General features: G+C 72.3%; 15 protein-coding genes. 7 read left to right on the plus strand and 8 right to left on the minus strand.

Going from position 1 to position 14699, the window contains the following annotated elements:
* Window positions 1-6 precede the first annotated feature (6 nt).
* Window positions 7-870 carry a PHP domain-containing protein gene (locus tag E4K62_RS11475; protein ID WP_135067552.1) on the minus strand — a complete coding sequence of 288 codons (864 nt, stop codon included), beginning with the start codon at window positions 868-870 and terminating at the stop codon, window positions 7-9.
* A gap of 82 nt (window positions 871-952) precedes the next feature.
* On the opposite strand from E4K62_RS11475, the gene E4K62_RS11480 reads away from it, so the two are divergent.
* Both E4K62_RS11480 and E4K62_RS11485 read left to right on the plus strand, forming a co-directional pair.
* Entirely contained in the window at window positions 953-1984 is a 1032-nt protein-coding gene (locus tag E4K62_RS11480; protein WP_187270452.1) for an endonuclease/exonuclease/phosphatase family protein, read from the plus strand.
* A gap of 31 nt (window positions 1985-2015) precedes the next feature.
* Window positions 2016-3431, plus strand: coding sequence for an aminopeptidase P family protein (locus E4K62_RS11485; protein ID WP_135067553.1), 1416 nt, complete (start codon window positions 2016-2018; stop codon window positions 3429-3431).
* A gap of 17 nt (window positions 3432-3448) precedes the next feature.
* Here the strand turns inward: E4K62_RS11485 and E4K62_RS11490 are convergent, their stop codons facing one another.
* Window positions 3449-4129, minus strand: a complete 681-nt coding sequence (locus tag E4K62_RS11490; RefSeq protein ID WP_187270453.1) for an alpha/beta hydrolase family protein — start codon at window positions 4127-4129, stop codon at window positions 3449-3451.
* A complete protein-coding gene (locus tag E4K62_RS11495) occupies window positions 4126-4794 on the minus strand; it encodes a YflT domain-containing protein (protein ID WP_187270454.1) in 669 nt (222 codons plus the stop codon). Before E4K62_RS11495 ends, E4K62_RS11490 begins: the two co-directional genes overlap by 4 nt.
* 69 nt (window positions 4795-4863) lie before the next feature.
* Between E4K62_RS11495 and E4K62_RS11500 the strand changes: the two genes are divergently transcribed.
* Genes E4K62_RS11500 through E4K62_RS11510 form a run of 3 tightly spaced genes read left to right on the plus strand, consistent with a single transcriptional unit; the run spans window position 4864 to window position 7858 of the window.
* The gene (locus tag E4K62_RS11500; protein ID WP_135067554.1) at window positions 4864-6177 is read left to right on the plus strand and encodes a magnesium transporter MgtE N-terminal domain-containing protein; all 1314 of its coding nucleotides are present in this window, start codon (window positions 4864-4866) and stop codon (window positions 6175-6177) included.
* Window positions 6177-6704 carry a DUF1003 domain-containing protein gene (locus E4K62_RS11505; RefSeq protein ID WP_135067555.1) on the plus strand — a complete coding sequence of 176 codons (528 nt, stop codon included), beginning with the start codon at window positions 6177-6179 and terminating at the stop codon, window positions 6702-6704. The genes E4K62_RS11500 and E4K62_RS11505 overlap by 1 nt, the downstream gene beginning before the upstream one ends.
* Complete coding sequence (locus E4K62_RS11510; RefSeq protein WP_135067556.1) at window positions 6701-7858, plus strand: Mrp/NBP35 family ATP-binding protein; 1158 nt, start codon at window positions 6701-6703, stop codon at window positions 7856-7858. The genes E4K62_RS11505 and E4K62_RS11510 overlap by 4 nt, the downstream gene beginning before the upstream one ends.
* Window positions 7859-8325: 467 nt before the next feature.
* On the opposite strand, the gene E4K62_RS11515 is transcribed toward E4K62_RS11510, so the two are convergent.
* Window positions 8326-8706, minus strand: a complete 381-nt coding sequence (locus tag E4K62_RS11515; protein WP_135067557.1) for a twin-arginine translocase TatA/TatE family subunit — start codon at window positions 8704-8706, stop codon at window positions 8326-8328.
* A gap of 71 nt (window positions 8707-8777) precedes the next feature.
* Here E4K62_RS11515 and E4K62_RS11520 point away from each other — a divergent pair, with 71 nt between their 5' ends.
* On the plus strand, window positions 8778-9416 hold the full coding sequence (locus tag E4K62_RS11520; RefSeq protein ID WP_135067558.1) for an O-methyltransferase: 639 nt from the start codon (window positions 8778-8780) through the stop codon (window positions 9414-9416).
* A 60-nt stretch (window positions 9417-9476) separates the two neighbouring features.
* On the opposite strand, the gene E4K62_RS11525 is transcribed toward E4K62_RS11520, so the two are convergent.
* From E4K62_RS11525 to dapE, 3 genes are all read right to left on the minus strand, one after another.
* A complete protein-coding gene (locus E4K62_RS11525) occupies window positions 9477-9647 on the minus strand; it encodes a DUF3117 domain-containing protein (RefSeq protein WP_135067559.1) in 171 nt (56 codons plus the stop codon).
* 84 nt (window positions 9648-9731) lie between these two features.
* Entirely contained in the window at window positions 9732-10940 is a 1209-nt protein-coding gene (locus tag E4K62_RS11530) for a hypothetical protein (RefSeq protein WP_135067561.1), read from the minus strand.
* Window positions 10922-11998: a succinyl-diaminopimelate desuccinylase gene (gene dapE / locus E4K62_RS11535; RefSeq protein WP_135067564.1), complete on the minus strand. Its 1077-nt coding sequence runs from the start codon at window positions 11996-11998 to the stop codon at window positions 10922-10924. The genes E4K62_RS11530 and dapE overlap by 19 nt, the downstream gene beginning before the upstream one ends.
* Before the next feature lie 57 nt (window positions 11999-12055).
* On the opposite strand from dapE, the gene dapD reads away from it, so the two are divergent.
* Window positions 12056-13012 (plus strand): 2,3,4,5-tetrahydropyridine-2,6-dicarboxylate N-succinyltransferase, encoded by a 957-nt coding sequence (dapD, locus tag E4K62_RS11540; RefSeq protein ID WP_135067566.1) that lies wholly within the window; start codon window positions 12056-12058, stop codon window positions 13010-13012.
* 3 nt (window positions 13013-13015) lie between these two features.
* Here dapD and E4K62_RS11545 read toward each other — a convergent pair whose 3' ends face one another.
* The gene (locus tag E4K62_RS11545; RefSeq protein ID WP_135067568.1) at window positions 13016-14620 is read right to left on the minus strand and encodes an L-lactate permease; all 1605 of its coding nucleotides are present in this window, start codon (window positions 14618-14620) and stop codon (window positions 13016-13018) included.
* Between the last annotated feature and the right edge of the window lie 79 nt (window positions 14621-14699).

A 14699-nucleotide genomic window follows, 5' to 3' on the forward strand; every position in this document is an offset into this window, starting at 1 on the left:
GGACTGCTACGGGAAGACCGGAGCACTCCCCGAGCCGGCGGCGAGGATGCGCTCCACCATGTCGTCGGAGGTCGTGTTCTCGCCCGGCTCGTTGGGCTTTCCCAGCCCGTGGTAGTCGCTGGAGCCCGTGACGATCAGGTCGCGCTCTTCCGCGATCCGGCGCAGGGTGCGCGTGGGGGCAGGGAGGTTCTCCCTGTGACCGAGCTCGAATCCGGCCAGTCCCGCCGAGAGCATCTCGTCCAGCAGCCCTGAGGGCAGGAGACCCGCTCGCGCGGCGGGGTGGGCCATGATGGGCACGCCGCCGGCGTCGGCGATCAGTCGCACGGCGGTCACCGGGTCGGGCGCGTACAGTGCGACGTAGTACTCCCCGCCCGGGCTGAGGATGCCCCGGAACGCCTCCGCCCGGTCTCGCACGACACCCCGCGCGATCAGCGCGTCGGCGATGTGCGGCCGTCCCACCGTGGCGCCGTCGGTCGTCTGGGCCAGGATGTCGTCCCAGCCGAGGTCGTAGTCGCGCGAGATGCGGTCGGCCATCACCTGGGCGCGCTCGAGGCGGGAGGAGCGGATGCGATCGGTCATCGCACGCAGGCCGGGGTCGTCGGGATCGATGAGATAGGCCAGCAGATGGACGCTGCGCCACTGATGCCGGGCCGACAGCTCCATCCCCGGCACGAAGGTCATCCCGAGGGAGGTCGCTGCGTCCGCGGCCTCCGCCCATCCGGAGGTCGTGTCGTGGTCGGTCAGGGCCGCGGTGCGCAAGCCGTGCCGGTGGGCGGCGGCCACCACGAGAGCGGGCGGCTCGGTGCCGTCGGAGTGGATGGAGTGAAGGTGGAGGTCGGTCGGGCCTTCGAACCTGCGCGCGTGCTCCACGCTTCGAGCGTAGCGCGGGAGTATCGCCCGACGGGGTGTCGCATCCGCCCACCTCCCAGACTGCTGCCATAGAGTTCCCGACGTGCGTCGCATCCTGGGTCTCCTCGGAGCTGCGGTGTGCATCGTGGGTGCCGCCGTGCTCACGTGGCCGCAGTTCTTCCACCTGGAGCGCATGCTCCCCGTCGCCCAGGTGATCGCGTTCCGCGGGCCCATCGCGGTCGTCTTCGGCGCCCTCGCCCTCGTCTTCCTGCTGCTGGCCCTCGCCCGCCCGATGCGCGTGTTCGCGCTGACCCTCGCCCTCGTCCTCGGCGCCGCCGCCGTCGTCAACGGAGGCATCCTGGCCGGGCGCGGGCTCGGCAACGACGCAATGCCGGAGAAGACGGAGACCAGCATCCGGGTCCTCACCTGGAACACCGCAGGGTCGGCGACCACCGCAGACACGATCGCCCAGATCGCCGTCGCGATGCGCGCCGACATCGTGACGCTGCCGGAGACGACCATCCAGACCGGCGAGCAGGTCGCGGTGACGATGCGCGAGCTCGGGGCGCCGATGTGGGCCCATCACGCCGCGTACGGTGAATACGGTGTGGACGGGTGGGATGCCACGTCCACGACCATGCTCATCTCCCCCGAGCTGGGCGACTACTCCGTCATCGCCTCCTCGCAGGATGGGACGAGCAACACCTCCACGGTGCCCAGCGCCGTGGCCATGCCCGTGGACGGTCAGGGGCCCACCGTCGTGGCCGCGCACGCGGTCGCCCCCCGCGGGGAGTACATGCAGGCGTGGCGCGATGACCTGCAGTGGCTGGCCGATCAGTGCGCGAGCGGCAACGTGATCCTCGCCGGCGACTTCAACGCCACCCTGGATCACATGCAGGGGATGGGCGTGGACGGCGGCGTGCTGGGGCGGTGCGGAGCGACCACCGTGGAGACCGGCAACGGGGCGGTGGGCACATGGCCGACCGCGATGCCGGCCCTGCTCGGCGCGCCCATCGACCACATCCTCGCCACCCCGGACTGGACCGCCACCGGCTCCGCCGTGCTGACCTCGCTGGACGGGCAGGGCGGCGACCACCGGCCGCTGGTCGTGCAGTTGGAGCCATCCGGGAACTGAATCCGGCGACGTCGGTGAGAGACTGGGAGTCATGGACACGACAGGCGAGAGCGACACGATGACTCCGGCGGATGCGACGGAATCGACCACGACGAACCGCCGTCAGCCTTTCCCCCGCGGCTTCCTCGACACCATCTCCACCGGCTGGGCCGACCGCCCCGAGATCATCCCGCCCCGACGGGAGGCCGCCACGTGGGCCGTCGCTCGCCGCGACGCGGTGTCGCGCGCCTTCCCGGGACGACGCGTCGTCGTGCCCGCCGGGAGCCTCAAGCAGCGCAGCAACGACACCGATTACCCCTTCCGCGCCCACTCCGCCTTCGCGCACCTGACCGGGTGGGGGTCGGACGCCGAGCCCGACTCCGTGCTGGTGCTCGATCCGACGGGCCGGGCCGGTCACGAGGCCACGCTGTACTTCCGCGAGCGGGCCGACCGCACCTCGGCGGAGTTCTACAGCGACGCCTCCATCGGCGAATTCTGGATCGGGCCCCGTCCCGCTCTGGCGGGCGTGGCCGCCGAACTCGGCCTCGCCACCGCCCACATCGACAGCCTCGACCGGCAGGACGGGGACCTCGTCGTCGACGAGGACGCCGACCTCACGCGGTTCGTGTCGGAACTGCGCCTGATCAAGGACGAGTTCGAGATCGCGCAGATGCGTCACGCCGTCGAGGTCACGGCGCGCGGCTTCGACGACATCGTCGCCGACCTCCCCCGCATCATCGCGCACCCGCGCGGCGAGCGGCTCGTGGAGGGTGTGTTCCACACGCGCGCCCGCGCCGACGGCAACACCGAGGGCTACGACACGATCGCCGCCTCGGGCCCGCACGCGTGCTACCTGCACTGGACCCGCAACGACGGCCCCGTGCACCCCGGCGACCTCATCCTGGTGGACGCCGGCGTGGAGATCGACACCCTCTACACCGCCGACATCACCCGCACGATCCCGGTGAACGGCCGGTTCTCCCCCATCCAGCGCAAGATCTACGAGACCGTGCGCGAGGCCGCCGACGCCGCCTTCGCCGCGGCGCGCCCCGGCGTGAAGTTCCGCAGCGTGCACGAGGCGGCCATGACCGTGATCGCGCAGCGCGTGGCCGAATGGGGACTGCTCCCCGTGACCGCCGAGGAGGCGCTGGATGCCGATGCCGGCGGTCAGCACCGCCGCTACATGGTGCACGGCACGAGCCATCACCTCGGCCTCGACGTGCACGACTGCGCCCAGGCGCGGCGGGAGATGTACTACGACGGGATCCTCGAACCCGGCATGGTGTTCACCATCGAGCCGGGGCTGTACTTCCAGGCCGACGACCTGACCGTTCCCGAGGAGTACCGCGGCATCGGCGTGCGGATCGAGGACGACGTCCTGATGACCGCCGACGGTGCGGTGAACCTCTCCGCGGCCCTTCCGCGCACCGCGGACGAGGTCGAGGCCTGGGTCGCACGCGCCCGCTGACCTGCGGCCTGCGTCCGTCAGGCGCGCTCGCGGAGGAAGCCGGCGACCAGCGGCGCGAGGTCCGCGCCCAGGCGCGCGGGGTCGCGCGGGCGTCCTGCTCCCTCGAAGGAGTGCGCCGCGCCGTCGATCCACACCAGCCGCGCATCCTGGCACGTGGCCACCGCCTGCTCGAGCTGCTCGTGCGGGTCGACGAAGGGGTCGCGTGTCCCCGAGACGAACAGCTGCGGCTGCGGCACGTCGGGCAGGTGCGCGACGCGGGCCTTGGCCGGATCGCCGGGCGGATGCAGCGGATAGCCGAGGTAGACGAGGCCGGCGGGGTCGATGACGCCCTCGGCGGCCGCCATCGACGCCATGCGCCCGCCGTACGACTTCCCCGCGGCCCAGACCGGGCCCGGCGCTGCGCGCTCGGCGAGCCAGGCCAGCACGGCGTGCCACGTCGCGACGGCGTGCGCGGCCGGTCCCGGCATCCGCCGCCCCGCCTCGCGGTACGGGAAGTCGAACAGGAGCGTCGCGACCCCGGCCCGCTGCATCCCGTCGGCGAATCCGGTGAGGAAGGGATGCGTGCGGCCGGCGCCGGCACCGTGGGCGATGGCGATCGTCGCCCACGCCGAGGGCGGGCGGACGGAGTCGGCGGAGATGGTGACGGTCCCCGCCGGAAGCTCGACGGGGATGCGGGCAGCCCCCGCCGCGGCGGTCACCCCTCGGTGCGCTCGCCGTACCGCGGCGGCTCCGGCGGGGTCCGCCCCGGCTCCTGGGCGCCCGGCGCGGCATCGGAAGGCGGTGCGGCGGGCGGGCCCGCCACGGGCGGACCCACCGGATCCGGCAGGCGCTCGCCGTAGCGCGGCGGCTCGCCACCGGCGGCGGGCGGGGGCGGCGGGGGCGCGGCTACGGTCGCTGCCGCACCGAGGGTCTGGCGCGCCTTGGCCAGGCTCGCCGGCACGATGCACACCTCATACCGGTCGGCGGTCACCTGCATGACCGAGGCGAAGTCGCGGCGGCGACGCACGATCGAGTACGTCACCAGGCTGAACAGCATCCCGATCGCCACACCGACCAGCAGCACTCCGAGGAAGACGGAGATCTGCACGGTGGGCGTGCCCAGGACGAAGATGAACGAGAACAGCAGGCCCAGCAGCAGGCCGTTGAGCGCACCGGAGCGGGCTGCCGTGGCGTAGCCGAGCCGGCCGGTGACCCGCTCGATCGAGCGCAGCCCCTGACCGACGATCGCGATGTCGCGTGCCGGGATCTCCGCGGCGATGAGAGTCGACACGGCCTTCTGGGCGGCCTCGTACGTGGGGTAGGACGCCAGCGTCTCTCCGACCGCCTCGCGGCCGGCCGGAACGCGTCCACCGAGCATGCTCATCGCTCTATCTTGTCACGCGCGCATCCGGGCACCCCCTGTCGCAGGACGCCCCGGGGCTACGCTGTTAGCGTGAGCACGCAGAGGGTTTTCGTCGCACGGCTGGCCGGCTGCGCGGTCTTCGACCCGGCCGGTGACCGGCTGGGCAAGGTGCGCGATGTCGTGGTCATCTATCGCGCCGCCGATCCGCCTCGCGTGGTGGGTCTGGTCGTGGAGATCCCCGGCCGGCGCCATGTGTTCCTCTCCATCGGCCGGGTCACCTCCATCGCCAGCGGTCAGGTCATCACGACCGGCCTGATCAATGTGCGCCGGTTCCAGCAGCGCGGCGGCGAGGTGCGCGTCCTCGCCGAGCTGGTCGGCCGGCGCGTGTACCTCAACGACGGCTCGGGCACCGCCGTCATCGAAGACGTCGCGATCGAACGCAGCCGACTGGGCGACTGGGACGTCGGCCAGCTGTTCCTGCGCCGCCCCAAGACCAGCGCCTCCCCCTTCGCCAAGGGCCCGACGACGTTCGCGACGTGGAGCGAAGTGCGCGAGCAGCAGACGGCAGGGCAGGCCCAGTCGGCCGAGCAGCTGGTGGCCACCTACGCCGACCTCAAGCCCGCCGACCTCGCCAACACCCTGCTGGACCTACCGGAGGAGCGTCTCCTCGACGTCGCCGAGGAGCTCCCCGACGAGCGGCTCGCCGACGCACTGGAGGAGATGCCCGAAGACGAGCAGGTGCGCATCCTCGAGCGCCTGGGCGACGAGCGGGCCGCCGACATCCTCGACGCCATGGAGCCCGACGACGCCGCAGACCTCCTCGGCCAGCTCCCGGAGAAGCGCCTGCAGCAGCTGCTGGAGCTCATGGAGCCCGAAGAGGCCGACGACGTCCGTGCGCTGCTGAAGTACGGCCCCGACACCGCGGGCGGTCTCATGACGCCCGAACCCATCGTGCTCTCCGCCGACTCCACCGTCGCCGAGGCACTGGCCCTCATCCGCCGGCACGAGCTGCACCCCGCCCTCGCCGCATCCGTTTTCGTCACGCTGCCGCCGTACGAGACCCCCACGGGGCGGCTGCTGGGGACCGTCCACTTCCAGCGGATGCTGCGCTACCCGCCGCACGAGCGGCTGGGGGCGATCATCGACGACACGCTGGAACCGGTGCCGGCGTCCGCGTCGGCCGCCGAGGTGGCACGCCTGCTGGCCAGCTACGACCTCGTCTCGCTCCCGGTGGTGGATCCGGCGCACCGGCTGGTCGGCGCCGTCAGCGTCGACGACATGCTCGACTACCTCCTGCCGGAGGACTGGCGCTCGCACGACGGCGATGATCCGAGAACCCGGACCGCCACCCGTCCCCAGCCCGCGAACGCGGGCATCCCCACGACCACCCCGAGGAGGCGCTGATGGCCCGCTCCCCACGGCAATCCGCCGCCCTCGACGCGCCCCTCGGCCGCGGTGGCGTGCTGCCGCCGCGCACCCCGCGCCCCTCCCGCGATCGCTTCGGCCGGTTCTCCGAGTCGTTCGCGCGGGCGATGGGCACGTCCGCGTTCCTCCTCGGCATGACCGCGTTCGTCGTGGTGTGGCTGGTGTGGAACACCACCGCCCCGCGCGAGTGGCAGTTCGACCCGTCGTCGATGAACTTCACCCTGCTCACCCTGATCCTCTCGCTGCAGGCCTCCTACGCCGCCCCGCTGATCCTCCTCGCCCAGAACCGGCAGGATGACCGCGACCGCGTGCAGATCGAGCAGGACCGGCAGCGCGCCGAGCGCAACCTCGCCGACACGGAGTACCTCGCACGCGAGATCGTGGCGCTGCGGATGGCGGTGCACGACATGACGCAGGACACCCTCACCAAGGACACGCTGCGCGCCGAGCTGCGCTCGCTGCTGAAGGAGCTCGATCACCCCGAGCGCGAGGCGACCGCGCAGTGACCGACGCCGCGCAGACCGACGCGGTGCGTTCGGCGGTGTCCGCCGTGGGCGATCCCGAACTGCGCCGTCCCCTCGGCGAGCTCGACATGGTGCGCGCCGTCGCGGTGGAGGGCGACGTCGCCCACGTGGAGATCGCCCTCACGATCGTGGGGTGCCCCGCCGCCGACCGCATCGAGCGCGACGTGCGCGCCGCGGCGGCGATGGTGCCGGGGATCGCCGCGGTCGACCTCACGATCGGCGTCATGACGCCCGAGCAGCGCCGCGCCCTGACCGAGCGGCTGCGTGGCGGGCGGCCCGCGCGCACGATGCCGTTCGGACCAGATTCGCTCACGCGTGTGATCGCGGTCACCAGCGGCAAGGGCGGCGTGGGGAAATCCACCGTGACGGCGAACCTCGCCGTCGCCCTCGCTGGCCGTGGGCTTCGGGTGGGGCTCGTCGACGCCGATGTGCACGGCTTCTCCATCCCGGGCCTGCTCGGTCTCGTCGACGCCGACGGACTGCCGCCGGCACCCACGCGGCTGGACGACCTGATGCTCCCCCCTGTCGCGTACGACGTGAAGGTCATCTCGATCGGCATGTTCCTGCGGCGCCCGGGCGATTCGGCGGCCGGGGCGGTGGCGTGGCGGGGACCGATGCTGCACCGAACCGTCCAACAGTTCCTCACCGAGGTGTACTTCGGTGACCTCGACATCCTGCTGCTGGACATGCCACCGGGCACCGGTGACGTTGCGATCTCGGTCGGCCAGCTGCTCCCGCACGCCGATGTCCTCGTGGTCACGACTCCCCAGGCCGCGGCATCCGATGTCGCCGTGCGCAGCGGTCTGGTCGCCCGCCAGACCGGCCAGCGCCTCATCGGTGTCGTGGAGAACATGGCCGCCATGACCCTCCCCGACGGCTCGACGCTCGACCTCTTCGGCGCCGGCGGCGGCGAGCAGGTCGCCCGCGCGCTCTCGGACGACTCCGGCGGCGATGTGCCGCTCCTGGCCTCCGTCCCGCTGAGCCCGGCCCTGCGCACGGGCGGGGACGTCGGTGTTCCGGTCGTCATCGCGCATCCGGCCGATCCGGCTGCCCAGGCCATCGACGCGCTGGCCGCCTCGGTCGCCACCGGCGGTCGCGGGCTCGCGGGTCGCTCCCTCCCCTTCACGCCGCGCTGACCGTCGCGGGCGTGCGGCGCCGGCGAGCGGCCCGCGCCGGCCCGGCGGTCGTCGCGCGCCCGAACTCCGCAAGAACACGCCGGATACCGGCCGAACAGCGGGTGGAACCGGTTGCGGCCGCCAAACTTGAGGAGTTCGGGTCGGGCTCACGCTCCCCCGCGCCGCTGTTGTGCCGGGCTGCCGCGCGGGCGGGGTCGGGCTCACGCTCCCCCGCGCCGCTGTTGTGCCGGGCTGCCGCGCGGGCGGGGGCGGGCGGGCAGGCCGCATCGTCGCGATCGCGGGCGCGCTGCGAACAGGGGCGGCGCCGGCGGATGCCCAAACTCCGCAAGAACACGCCGGATACCGGCCGAACAGCGGGCGGAACCGGTTGCGGCCGCCGAACTTGAGGAGTTCGGGCGGGACGCCCACCTGAGGCGCGTGTTGACGTCGCACGCGGGCGAGGGCGACGCGGGTCAGGCGGCTCCGGGTCAGGTGGCTTCGGAGTCGAACGGCGGCGCTTCGCCGGCGCGGAACGCCGGGGGCGAGGGCGGCGGCGCGGCGGCGGATGCGGCGACCCCGGCGACGGCGGCGGTGCGCACCGTGGCCACCGGCGCGTCCTCCAGCAGCGCCTCGCGGATGATGCGCCGCGGGTCGTACTGGCGGGGGTCGAGCTTGCGCCAGTCGACCTCGTCGAACTCCGGGCCCATCTCCTCCCGCATGCGGGAACGGGCGCCCTGGGCCATGTCACGGGCACGCACGGCCAAGCGGGCGAGGTTCTCGGCATACCGGGGCAGACGCTCCGGCCCGATGAGCATCGCTGCGATCAGGCCGATCAGCAGCAGCTTCTCGATCGTGAGCCCGAAGAACATGTCTTCAGGTTACCCGCCGCGCCTCGGCGATCGGCGGGACGTCGCCGCGTAGTCTGTCCGAGGAGGTCGGCATGAGCGGAACAGAGGCGAATCAGCGGTTCGTTCTCGAGGCGACGGTGGAGCCCGAGCACATCGCGCGGGCGCGCGCGCACGCTCTGGAACTGGGCGCCGACCCGATCAGCCCGCCCATCGGCGCGCAGATCGCGGTCCTGGCCGCAGCCTCCCGCGCCCTGAACATCGTGGAGATCGGCACCGGTGGCGGTGTCTCGGGCCTGTGGCTGCTGCACGGTTCGCCGCGCGCGACCCTCACGACCATCGACAGCGAGCCCGAGCACCTCGGCGCCGCGCGCGCGGCGTTCGCCGAGGCACGCATCCCGGCCGCGCGGGCGCGCTTCATCACCGGGCGCGCCTCCGACGTCCTCCCCCGGATGAACGAGGCGTCCTACGACATCGTCTTCGTCGACGCCGAGCCGGAGGGCGTCATCGAGTACGTCGAGCACGGGCTGCGCCTCATCCGTGCGGGCGGGACGGTGCTGGTGCCGCGTGTCCTGGCCGGTGGCGCCGTGGCCGACCCCGTGCGCCGCGACCCCGTCACGACGGCCTATCGGTCCCTCATCCAGGAGACCCAGTCCTCCCCGGCCGTCATCGGTGCGCTGTCCACCTCGGCCGAGGGCCTGCTGCAGCTCACCTCGATCACCGAGGGCCGCTGACGCGAGAACGGCCGGCCCCCGAAGGGACCGACCGTTCTGCTGCCGTGGAGGCGCCGGGCGTCACGCGCCGACGACACCGCCCAGCACGTCGTAGAGTTCTTTGGCTTCGGCGTCGTTGACCGAAACGACGAGACGGCCCCCGCCCTCGAGCGGGACACGGACGATGATGAGGCGCCCCTCCTTCACAGCCTCCATCGGTCCGTCACCGGTTCTCGGCTTCATGGCTGCCATTGCGGGCTCCCTTTCGTCATAGGTCGCTCCTAGTTTATCGTGCTAGCCGTCTGTGGTGGCACGTTGTCCCCGGGCGCGGCGACCTCAGGGGATCTGCCAGTACGTGTTGCCGAGGGCGTACATGTTGTAGATCCACCACCACTGGCCCACCAGGCCCGCCACCAGGACGCCGATCCGCCACGCCGGGGAGCGGGGAGCGGCGAGGGCGCCCACCAGAGGGGCGAGGGGGAACAGGAGGCGGAAGATGCTCGACTGCGGGAAGAACACCGCCACCAGGTACACGAGGTAGGCGGCCGACCATAGCCGCACCTCCACCCCGAGTCGCCGCACGTGCGGCTCGAACAGCAGGGCGGCGGCGACCGCGGCCACCAGCACGCCGAGCGCGATGTACCCGGCGATCGCGTCGAGCCCCCACGCCTGGAACCAGAATGCGGCGGCGGCGGGGAATCCTTCGAACGGCACGAAGACCCCGGATGCATCGGGGATCCAGTTGCGCCGCCACGCCAGCTCGGTCGCGAGGTAGGCGCCGGGGTCGCCGGTGATGATCGCCGCGACCCCCTGCCACGCGAACCCCACCCCGGTGGCGAGGGCCCCGAGGGCGACGATGTGGACGATCTCCGACACCGGCAGCGGCTCTGCACGGCGGCGGATCCAGCGCCAGATGCCGAACAGTCCGAGGAACAGCGCGAAGGCGAGGATGCCGGGACGTGTGAAGCCCATCACCGGCACGAGCGCGTACAGCCACCCGTAGCGTCGCCGGACGACGCACGTGAGGGCCAGCAGCAGGAGGAACACGAACAGCGCCTCGGCGTACGCGATCTGGAAGAGCGCGCCCAGCGGCCCCGCCGCGAAGAACGCGACGGCCCAGATGGATGCGGCCGGCCCCAGTCGCGGGTGCAGGAGCCGGTGCAGCGCCCAGCAGGCGCCGTAGCCGGCGAGCAGCGAGATGACCACGGCCCCCGCACCCCAGGAGCCGAGCAGTGCGCCCAGGCCCGCCGCGAGGTAGGCGTACAGGGGCATGAACGCCCACGCGTTCTCGGCCACGGCGCCGGATTCCGTCAGCGGCAGGTCGGCGGGGTACCCGTTGACGGCGGCGAACCAGTACCACTGCCCGTCCCAGCCGAGAGCCAGATCGGCGATCGTGGCATCAGGACCGAACCGCGACCCCGGGCCCGACAGCGCGGCGGCGAGGACGAAGAACGCCGTCGTGACCACTCGCGCGGCGAGGTAGACGACGGCGACGACCGCCGCGTCCGGCAGCCGGCGCCCCCGCGTCAGGGGGCGCTCAGCCACGCCCGCAGACCGCGTTCGACCGACACGATCTGCGCCAGCGGCACGCGCTCCTCGTCGTGGTGGGCCAGGTGCGGGTCGCCCGGTCCGTAGTTCACCGCGGGCACGCCCATCGCCGAGAAGCGCGCGACATCCGTCCACCCGTACTTGGGCCTGGGCTCGGCGCCGACGGCCGCGACGAATTCCTGCGCGAGCGGCGCGTCCAGGCCGGGGCGGGCACCGGGGGCGAGGTCGACCACCTCGACCTCGAAGCCGGCGAACACATCGTGCACGTGCTGCGTGGCCTCCTCGGCGGTGCGGCTGGGGGCGAAGCGGTAGTTCACCTCCACCTCGCACGCGTCGGGGATGACGTTGCCCGCGACGCCGCCGGAGATCCGCACGGCGTTGAGCCCTTCGCGGTACACCAGGCCCTCCACCTCGACATCGCGGGGGCGGTACTCCGCGAGGCGCGCGAGGATCGGAGCGGCGCGATGGATGGCGTTCTCCCCGACCCACGCGCGGGCACTGTGCGCTCGGACGCCGGTCGTGCGCACGAGGGCGCGCAGATTGCCGTTGCATCCGCCTTCGACCTCGCCGTTGGAGGGCTCCCCCAGGATCGCGAAGTCGCCGGCGAACAGCTCCGGTCGCGTCCGCGAGAGGCGGGTGAGGCCGTTCAGGTCCGCGTCGACCTCCTCGTGGTCGTACCACATCCAGGTGATGTCGACCCGGGGAGCGACGAGTTCGGCGGCCAAGCGCAGCTGCACCGCGACGCCCGCCTTCATGTCGACCGTGCCACGCCCCCACAGGTACGCCTCACCGTCGACGTCGATGTCGCGCGTGGGCAGGTTGTCGTGAATCGGCACCGTGTCGATGTGGCCGGCGATGACCACCCGCTGGGCGCGGCCGAGATCCGTGCGCGCGATGATCGTGTCACCCTCGCGCAGCACCTCCAGGTGCGGCAGGGCGCGGACGGCGGCCTCGATGGCGTCGGCGAGCGGGGTCTCCTCCCCCGACACGCTGGGGATGTCGCAGATCACGCGGGTCAGGTCGACGGAGGATGCGGTGAGGTCGAGGTCGGGCACTCCCCGATCCTACCGAGGCGGATCGGCGCGGCCGAGGGCGGGCGGTACCGTGGAGGGATGAGCGATGAGCGGTGGATGTGGGGTGTCGGGCTCGCCACGGTGTCCGGCGACGGCACGGTGCTGGACACGTGGTATCCGGAGCCGGCCCTGGGCCGCCTGCCGATGGGGTTCAACCCGGCCATGCCGCCCGCCGGGCTGGAGCAGTTCGCCGTTGACGACGCGCGCCGCGCGGTGTCGGTCGAGGTCGTGACGCGGGAGATCGACCTGGATGCGCCGCCCACCTCGACTTCGGACGCATACCTCCGGCTGCACGCGCTGTCGCACCGTCTGGTGCGCCCCAACGAGGTGAACCTCGACGGCATCTTCGCGCATCTCCCGAACGTGGCGTGGACGACTGCGGGCCCGATGCATCCCGACGACGCGACGCGGCTGCGCCCGATCCTCCTGCGCGAGGGCGTGCAGGTGCAGGGCCTGGACAAGTTCCCGCGCCTGCTGGACTACGTCACGCCGCCGGGCGTCCGCATCGCGGATGCGTCGCGCGTGCGGCTGGGCGCCTACCTCTCCCCGGGCACGACCGTCATGCACGAGGGCTTCGTCAACTTCAACGCCGGGACCCTGGGCGCCTCGATGGTCGAGGGGCGCATCTCGCAGGGCGTCGTCGTCGGGGACGGCAGCGACATCGGGGGCGGCGCCTCGGTCATGGGAACCCTCTCCGGCGGCGGGACGCACCGCGTGTCGATCGGTGCGCGGACGCTCCTCGGCGCGAACGCGGGCATCGGCATCTCGCTCGGCGACGACTGCGTCGTGGAGGCCGGGCTGTACGTGACCGCCGGGACCAAGATCCGCCTCGCGGGTGAGGCCCCCCGGCCCGACGGGACGCACCCCGTCGTGAAGGGCGCGGAGCTCTCCGGCCGGCCGGGCCTGCTCTTCCGCCGCAACTCCCTCACCGGCGCGGTCGAGGCGGTCCGGCGCGAGGGCGTCGGCGTGGTGCTCAACGACGCACTGCACGCCTGAGCGTCAGAACACCAGGTAGAGGGTGAAGCTCCAGAGGCAGATGACGGCGAGCATCCCCAGGCTGTAGAGGATCGACGCGCGCAGGATCTCGCTCTCCCTCCCCGACAGCCCCACCGCCCCGGCGGCGATCGCGATGGACTGGGGCGAGATCACCTTGCCGGTGTTGCCACCCGCCGTGTTCCCGGCGACGGTGAGCGCCGGATCGGCGCCGATCCCCTCCGCGGTGACCACCTGCAGCGGCGCGAAGAGTGTGTTGTTGTTGACGACGGAGCCGGTGAGGAACACCCCGATCCAGCCGATGATGGGTGCCAGCAGTGGTACGACGGGGCCGAGTGCGGCCAGCGCCGACCCCATGGAGCTCGACCCGCCGGAGTAGTTCGCGATGTTCGCGAGCGCCAGGATGAGCGCGATCAGCACGAGCGCCTGCCACAGGGTGCGCAGCGTCCCCCCGAGCTCGCGGAACAGCACCTTCGCGTCGATGTTCGGTGTCGTCAGCGCCGACACGATCACCGCCAGGAGGATCGCCGTGCCGGTGGCGTTCAGCGGCGTGAAGTCCCACGTGGCGGTCACCGGATCGCCCGCGGCGTTGGCGATCTCCCCGGTGAGCCCGGGGATCGCGAAGGGGAAGACGGCACCGGCGAGCGGGCCGCCGGCCGAGAACAGACCCTTGAACGCCGGGAGGCTCCAGATGAGGACGAACGCGGTGAGGATGTAGAAGGGGCTCCACGCGACCGCGATCGCCCGGACGCCGTGCCGCTCGATCACGGGCGCCGCGCCGCCGTCCTCGCGGAAGTGGCTGCGGGGCTGCCACACCCGTCCGAGCGCGAACAGGGCCACCATCGCCCCCAGACCCGCGCCGATGTCGGCCAGCTCCGGGCCGAGGAACCACAGCACGCCGCCCTGGATGCCGTTGAAGACGATCGTCACGGTGAGGGTCGCCGGCAGCGTCTCCTTCAGGCCTCGCCATCCGTCCAGGATCATCACGAGCAGGAACGGGATCAGGATCGTCAACGGCTGGAGGATCACGACCATCGACCGCGACAGGATCGTGAGGTCGATGCCGGTGACCTGCGACGCCACGATCACCGGGATGCCGATGGCGCCGTACGCGCCGGCTGCGGCGTTGGCGACGAGGCAGATCATGGCCGCCTTGACCGGGCGGAAACCCAGCTGCACGAGCAGGGCGGCGCAGATGGCGATGGGCACGCCGAACCCGGCGGCGCCTTCGAGGAAGGCCCCGAAGGCGAAGCTGATGAGGAGCACCTGGATGCGCTGGTCGGGCGATATCCCGCCGATCGACGAGCGGATGACATCGAACCTGCCACTGGCGACGGCGAGACGGTACAGCCACACCGCCATGACGATGATGTAGGCGATCGGCCAGATCGCCGTGAGCACACCGATCAGACCCGCACCGGCCACGGCCGATCCCGGCATCCCGAACGCCCAGAGGGCGACGACGATCTCAGCGACCAGCGCGATGACCGCGGCGATGATGCCCTTGAGCTTGAGCACCACGAGGCAGAACAGGAACAGCAGGATCGGGATCGCCGCCACGAGCGCCGACAGCCACAAACTCCCGAGAGGGTCGGTCGTCTGCTCCCACATCGCCGCCTCCGCTCGTGCGGATTCGTCCCGCGGTCCACAAAGTACCCGGGGCGGCGGCCGGGGTCACCCCCTGGCGGTG

Origin of the sequence: Microbacterium wangchenii (assembly GCF_004564355.1) — a bacterium.
In the GTDB taxonomy this organism is placed as follows: Bacteria; Actinomycetota; Actinomycetes; order Actinomycetales; family Microbacteriaceae; genus Microbacterium; species Microbacterium wangchenii.